Source organism: Mangrovibacterium sp. (assembly GCF_059905295.1).
Genome location: NZ_JBZQJF010000015.1, coordinates 1 through 5,359 on the forward strand (window position 1 = coordinate 1; position 5,359 = coordinate 5,359).

General features: G+C 42.7%; 4 protein-coding genes. All 4 read right to left on the reverse strand.

Going from position 1 to position 5,359, the window contains the following annotated elements; genetic code table 11:
• Positions 1–333: 333 nt before the first annotated feature.
• Positions 334–2,361 (reverse strand): transketolase family protein, encoded by a 2,028-nt coding sequence (locus AC37HE_RS00655; protein ID WP_500780837.1) that lies wholly within the window; start codon positions 2,359–2,361, stop codon positions 334–336.
• Between the two features lie 166 nt (positions 2,362–2,527).
• On the reverse strand, positions 2,528–3,697 hold the full coding sequence (locus AC37HE_RS00660; RefSeq protein WP_500780838.1) for a phosphoglycerate dehydrogenase: 1,170 nt from the start codon (positions 3,695–3,697) through the stop codon (positions 2,528–2,530).
• A gap of 269 nt (positions 3,698–3,966) precedes the next feature.
• Entirely contained in the window at positions 3,967–4,542 is a 576-nt protein-coding gene (locus AC37HE_RS00665) for a DUF2179 domain-containing protein (RefSeq protein WP_500780839.1), read from the reverse strand.
• A gap of 355 nt (positions 4,543–4,897) precedes the next feature.
• The coding region (locus tag AC37HE_RS00670; protein WP_500780840.1) for a hypothetical protein at positions 4,898–5,359 on the reverse strand (462 nt) is incomplete at its 5' end.

Sequence of the window (5,359 nt, forward strand, 5' to 3'; positions counted from 1 at the left end):
CGAATGGAGATGGGAACTTACTCGAAGTGATTTCGGCCTACTTTTTATCGAGGGTAGGAAGCGAACCGGAAGCTTAGTGAAACCGGGAAGCTCCGACGTGAGGAGGAGATCACCCGGCTGAACTTAGCTTTCGGGAGCTGACGCCTGAAAACAAAAAACAGCCTTGCGTTTTCTGTTTCGTCTTTGGGGCAAGCCAAAGATGAAAACCCGTCTGGTAAGGCTAGCGGAAATTTATTGGAGCAGAATCGATCCTCTTCAACGCATCTTGAAAAAGACTTTCACAGAAAAAAGGCCGGAAACTCCGGCCTTTTTATATCTCGATATTGGTATAATTTATGCCAATAATGCTTTTACTTGGTTGTAAACGTTTTGTCCGTTGAATCCTAATTTATCATCCAACACTTTGTAAGGTGCTGAGTAACCAAATGAATCCAGTCCAAACACTGTTCCGTCTGCACCAACTAAGCCTTCCAGGTTAACAGGTAATCCGGCAGTCATACCGAATTTTTTCACACCTGTAGGAAGCACTTCTGCTTGGTATTCTGCACTTTGTGAACGGAATAAACCTTCAGAAGGAACTGAAACGATGCGGCATTTAACGCCATCTTTTTCTAATAATGCAGCGCCGGCAACCAAAGTGCTAACTTCCGAACCACTAGCTAATAAGATTACATCAGGAGTACCTTCGCAATCCGTTACAATGTATGCTCCTTTTCCAGCTTGTAAAGCTTCGCTGTAACGATCAGCTTTAGACGGGAGGTTAGTGATATTTTGACGAGACAAAATCAACGCTGTTGGAGTTGATGTATTTTCCAAAGCCAGTTTCCATGAAGCAGTTGTTTCTTCACAGTCAGCAGGACGCAATACCAACATGGAGTTTTGTCCGTGGTGATTTTTCAGTTTCTCCATCAAACGGATCTGAGCTTCCTGCTCAACCGGTTGGTGAGTAGGACCGTCTTCACCCACACGGAATGCATCGTGAGTCCATACATATTTTACTGGTAATTGCATTAATGCGGCTAAACGAACAGCTGGCTTCATGTAGTCTGAGAATACGAAGAATGTACCACATACAGGAATTACACCACCGTGCAATGCCATACCGTTCATGACTGAAGCCATGGTTAATTCGGCAACACCAGCTTGCAGGAATGAGCCTGAGAAATCACCTTTTTTGAATGATGTTGTTTTCTTCAGGAAACCGTCAGTCTTGTCTGAGTTTGACAAGTCGGCAGAAGAAACGATCAGGTTTTCAACTTCACCTGCAAATGCAGCCAATACTGCAGAACCTGCTGCACGTGTAGCTGAATCGGCTTTTTGTGTGATTTTTGAGAAATCAAATTCAGGAGTTTCTTTAGAGAAGAATTTCTCGAATTTAGCAGCCAATTCAGGATTAGCCTTAGCCCACTCTGCTTGCTCTGCTTTTTTAGCAGCAGCAGCTTTTGTCAATTCTTCTTTACGAGCGTCGAACAAAGCTTGAACGTCGTCGAAAATTACGAATGGATTTTCCGGATTACCACCTAAGTTGGCGATTGTTTTTTCGAATGAAGCACCGGCTTCACCCAATGGCATACCGTGAGTTGCACATTTACGTTCGTAGCTTGCACCTTCAGCAGTAACAGCACCTTTACCCATGATTGTTTTACCAATGATCAGGGTTGGTTTTTCAGTTTCGGCGTGTGCAACATGTAAAGCACCACGAATAGCTTCAATGTCGTTTCCTTCGATGGTCAATACTTTCCATCCCCAGGCTTCGTATTTTTTAGCTGTATCTTCAATCGTTACTTCGCTGGTCTCAGTAGACAGCTGAATGTCGTTTGAATCGTAGAACATGATCAGGTTGTTCAATCCCAGGTTACCAGCGATACGACCAGCACCTTGTGAGATTTCTTCCTGAACACCACCGTCAGAAATGAATGCATAAGTTTTGTGAGCCATCCACTCGCCGAAACGAGCAACCAGGAACCGTTCAGCAATAGCGGCACCAACAGCCATTGTGTGTCCTTGTCCCAGTGGACCCGATGTATTTTCCACGCCACGGGCGAAGTCTACTTCAGGGTGTCCCGGAGTTACACTTTCCCATTGACGGAAGTTCGACAAATCAGTCATATTGTAGTTTCCTGTCATTGCCAGGATTGAGTACAACATCGGTGACATGTGGCCCGGATCCAAAAAGAAACGGTCACGATTTGCCCAAGTCATATCGCTTGGATCGTAATTCAAAAATTCAGAATATAATACACTCACAAAATCAGCACCGCCCATGGCACCACCCGGGTGGCCGGATTTTGCTTTTTCAACCATAGCTGCAGCTAAAATACGTACGTTATCAGCAGCTTTTTCAATTAACTTGTTACTCATGATTTTAATTAATTTTTGCCAGATTTTGACTTTAGTCTTCGAGTTAGACGATATGCAAATTTAAAATAAATCCGCGATAAAGAAACCGCAAAAAAAAGATACCGGCACTTTTTGCATGATCGCTTAAAGTAACCGGTATCTCATCAATTTTATCGTTGTATAAACATTACGGAAGAACGCGAACCATAACTACGCCTTCGATGTTTTTCAGCTTCTCAGCTACTTCATCCGAAGGTGCAGCCCCGTCGATATCGATAATGTTATAAGCAATGTCAGCTCTGTTTTTATTCAGCATGTTGGCAATGTTCAAACCTTCAGAAGCCAACAGGCTTGAGATTTGGCTTACCATGTTTGGAACATTTTTGTTGGCCACAATTAAACGAGGTCCGCCATGACGTTCCATTTCTGCTTCAGGGAAGTTTACCGAGTTGATGATGTTACCGTTTTCAAGGTAATCGCGAACTTGGTTAACTGCCATGATTGCACAGTTTTGCTCTGATTCTTCAGTAGATGCACCCAAGTGAGGGATTGCAATTACGTTTTTCATTTTCAGAACTTCTTCATCAGGGAAATCAGTTACATAGCAACCTACTTTACCTGATTCCAAAGCTGCTGTCATATCAGTGTTGTTGATCAGACCGCCACGTGCAAAGTTCATGATCCGCACGCCGTCTTTCATCATATTCAGTTTATCTTTGTTGATGTAACCTTTTGTTTCGGCAGTTTGCGGAATGTTGATGGTTACATAGTCAGCATCAGACAATAATACTTCAATGCCTTCAGCACGTTTAATGTTACGGCTTAATTTCCAAGCTTGTTTTACAGAAATGTATGGGTCGTAACCAATAACTTCCATACCTAAAGCTTGTGCAGCATTGGCAATTAATACACCAATTGCGCCCAAACCGATAACAGCTAACTTTTTACCACGGATTTCGTTACCGGCAAAGTTTTTCTTTCCGGCTTCAACTAAAGCAGGAACTTCGTCACCTTTTCCGATTAATGTTTTTGCCCATTCAATTGATTGTGCAACACCCCGCGATGAAAGTAACAACCCGGCAATAACTAATTCTTTAACTGCGTGAGCATTTGCTCCCGGTGTATTGAATACTACGATTCCCTGATCAGTACATTTCTCGATTGGAATGTTGTTTACACCTGCTCCGGCACGTGCAATGGCTTTCAAGTTTTTCGAAAGCTCCATGTCGTGCATCTTTTGGCTACGTACAACGATGCCATCAGGATTTGCAAACTCACTGGCGATTTCGTACTGATCCAGTGGGAAATTTTTCAACCCGATCGGGTCGATCTTATTTAAGGTTTGAATCTTAAACATGTGTTTATTAATTTTTGAAAAGTGCCTAAATAATGTCGTTTTTAAAGTATGACAAAGATCACAATAATAATGAAGAATCGATCACATGAGGCCCTTTTTTTGAATAATTCGGAAGGATGCTAACAATTTTTTTAAATTTCTATTTTCGGATTTCACGGTCTTAATTTTATCCTTGATATGACCTGTAAAACTCTCGCAAAGTCCGAGTACAATACTGGAATTAATCTGTAAATCGAAGTCTTCATAGCTTTTGAACCGCTATCAAGGTCTTATTTAGTTCTACGGAAGCGTTCTGCCGATCGAACCGGTGAGGTGACTCCTTTATTGACGAACTTGACATCCTCGATCGAGTAAAAAGCGTTGGGGTTATAGGTTCGGATAATTTCAATTACTTCGTTGATATCGACCCGTTTAATGATGGTATAAATAACAGCCACCTTTTCGTTGGCATTGGCTCCGTAGGCATCATGGTAAGTAATGCCATATCCCTTGGCTTTCAGTTTGGCAATAAGGTTGTCGGCATTGGTGCGGGTTATAATTTGAAGTTGAACAATACCAACTGCCAGCTTTTCCTCGAGGATTAGGCCGATGTAGTTTCCGGCAGCAAAACCGGTTCCGTAAGCTACGTAAGCCACCCAATTGTCGATGTTTTGGATAATCTTACTCATGGCAACAAGCCAGATAATTACTTCGAAGAAGCCAAGTAGGGGAGCGATCTTTTTTTGCCCCTTCGATACCATAACGATGCGTAGGGTTCCTACGGTTACATCGCTGATGCGGGCCAGGATGATAAGTAACGGCAGTACGAGGTACGAGAACAGATCGCTGTGATAAAAGTCAGTCATCTTAGTTTTATTGATGAGCTACAAATATATATTAACCTGAGTTTGGTTCTAAAATATTTTCACAGGAAGTCATAATTGCGTCAGATTTTTATTTAAAACTGCGAAGTCATAACGGGTTATTTCGAGGAGTTTTAAATAAAAAGATGGCGTGAGAAGGACTTTCCCCCTTAGGACTTTGCTCTTTTTGTCATAAACTTCCTCCGATTTTCTTGAATTATCCCAATAGTACTGCGAAAACCAGTGAAAGTTTCTGATCAAAAAGAGCTAAAGCTGTGAATAATTTTAAAATCGAACTCAGGTTATTAACCTGAGTTTGGTTCTAAAATATTTTCATTTTAAAATTGAACTCAGCTTATTATTTTGGAAATTGTTTCAGCACCTTTCGGAGCCGATTATCTGGTGTCGGATTGTCTTTATCTGGTGTCAGATAGGCTTGCCAACTAGGGTTGGCGGCTTCCTCTTGCGCCGGATGATCATCATCTTGCATCAGACGGCCGTTATCTGGTGTAGGATTGTCTTTATTTTGTGTCAGACAGCTTTGCCAACCCAGGTTGGCGGCTTCCTCTTGCGTCGGATGATCATCATCTTGCATCAGACGGAGGTTATCTGGTGTCGGATTGTCTTTATCTGGTGTCAGACAGGCTTGCCAACCCGGGTTGGCGGCCTCCTCTTGTGTCGGATGATCATCATCTTGCATCAGACGGCCGCTATCTGGTGTCGGATTGTCTTTATCTGGTGTCAGACAGGCTTGCCAACCCGGGTTGGAGGCTTCCTCTTGCGTCGGATGATCATCATCTTGCATCAGACGGAGGTTATC